3 protein-coding genes are annotated in these 1,481 nt (G+C 49.4%); 1 reads left to right on the top strand and 2 read right to left on the bottom strand.

Annotated elements, in window-relative coordinates:
* The first annotated feature begins 107 nt into the window (after positions 1-107).
* Positions 108-455 carry a helix-turn-helix transcriptional regulator gene (locus FW760_RS25945; protein ID WP_218568499.1) on the top strand — a complete coding sequence of 116 codons (348 nt, stop codon included), beginning with the start codon at positions 108-110 and terminating at the stop codon, positions 453-455.
* Between the two features lie 58 nt (positions 456-513).
* On the opposite strand, the gene FW760_RS25940 is transcribed toward FW760_RS25945, so the two are convergent.
* Both FW760_RS25940 and FW760_RS25935 read right to left on the bottom strand, forming a co-directional pair.
* Positions 514-1,044, bottom strand: a complete 531-nt coding sequence (locus tag FW760_RS25940; RefSeq protein ID WP_116052826.1) for a contact-dependent growth inhibition system immunity protein — start codon at positions 1,042-1,044, stop codon at positions 514-516.
* Between the two features lies 1 nt (position 1,045).
* On the bottom strand, positions 1,046-1,481 hold a 436-nt coding region (locus FW760_RS25935; protein WP_256213666.1), incomplete at its 5' end, for an endonuclease toxin domain-containing protein.

The following is a 1,481-nucleotide window of genomic DNA, read 5'->3' as shown; positions in this document are numbered from 1 at the left end:
CTTCTCGGTCTTTGTGTTGCTTTTTTTGCCTATTACAGAACTCGTCGGCGACAGCCATGAGCATCACCAGCGAAGAACGTGTATTTTTCATTGCCTAGGGCGAACGCATTGCCCGCCTGCGCAAAGAACACGGCATCACCCAAACCCAACTGGCTGAACGGCTGGGAGTGTCTCAGCAGACCATCCAAGCCTATGAATCCGGCAAGCGGCGTATCCAGGTAGCGGCGTTGCCGGAGCTGGCCCGGCTGCTTTCGACCACACTCGAAGAACTGTTTGGTCAGCAGCAGGAAACCACTGTGCGTAAGCGTGGCCCGGCTCCGAAATGGCAGCAGCAATTGGAGGCCATCGACCAACTACCCAAGAGCCAACAGAAATTTGTTGCGCAGATGCTTGATGCCCTGATCGCTCAGGCCACGACTAAAGCGAGCAGCGAAGGACGGGAGGTTTTGCAGTAAGCAGATAAAAAAACACCGGCACGAGGCCGGTGTCAGATCAACTCGAAACCTCTACACATTAGGTGCACCGACTAAAAGCCAAGCGTAAGGCCGCACCTACATCGGAAGGACTACTACCGCTGGGGATAATGACATAGTCACTCTCACTTAGTCCCTTACCACTCCAGGCTTCTAGCTTTTCGTGATGGCTAGGACGAATAGTTATCTGGTCCCCCTTACTTTCGATACTGCATTTTTTCATATCTTTAAATAATGCACGCTTATTCTTGTAGCTATAGCGCTCCAAAGTACTGCCAACCCATTGATCATATCGTTGACTGGTCAAGTCGTAGTCGTATAAATCCATATCAAACGTAGCTTCAGGATGAATCCAAACATCCTTACGCGGCTCGGGAAGCACAAATCGGCTATGGGCCAACGCATCCAATACCACAACACCTAACTCTTGATCACTGATTTCAGGGCTGGCGTGATGCTCGACACCCTGTGGATCAGCTCGACTATTCCGATAGCCAGAATAAGTTTTAACGTAAATAAATTCCTTATTGACTCCTGCATCCGCCCAGGCTGTTTTCACGACATCGTTCATCTTAATTCACCTTGGTAATTTTTACCGTAATGCCTTTGCTCTGACCATATTCAATGGCTCTATTGATTTGTTCCCATTGAGCGCTAGTCGTGGCTTCAGGAATGGCAACTTGTAATTCGCGAGCGGTAATTTGACTTGCAGTAACTGTCACACCCTTCAAGCCAGATTCAGAAAAATTAGCAGCGGCATCAATATTTCCTTTGAGCGATGAATATACTTGGCTCGGATTAGCAAGTTTGGCAGCAGTCGTCGTATCAAGTGTTTTGGCGCTGGTCGCTATACCAGTGGTTTCGTCAAAAAAGTCAAACGTCTTGAAGTTAGGCGGTAGTCGAGAGCCTGCTGGCAGTTGCGTCCCAAGGTAATCCTCCCAAGGCATTCCTTGACCTTGAATACCCTTGCCCCACTCAATCCCAGTAGTAGCACGGTCTACCGCCCCG

The sequence above is a fragment of the Pseudomonas sp. 1176_21 genome, from assembly GCF_052850635.1.
The sequence above is the reverse complement of the archived record's forward strand: the minus strand, read 5'-3'. Positions and strand labels throughout refer to the sequence as shown.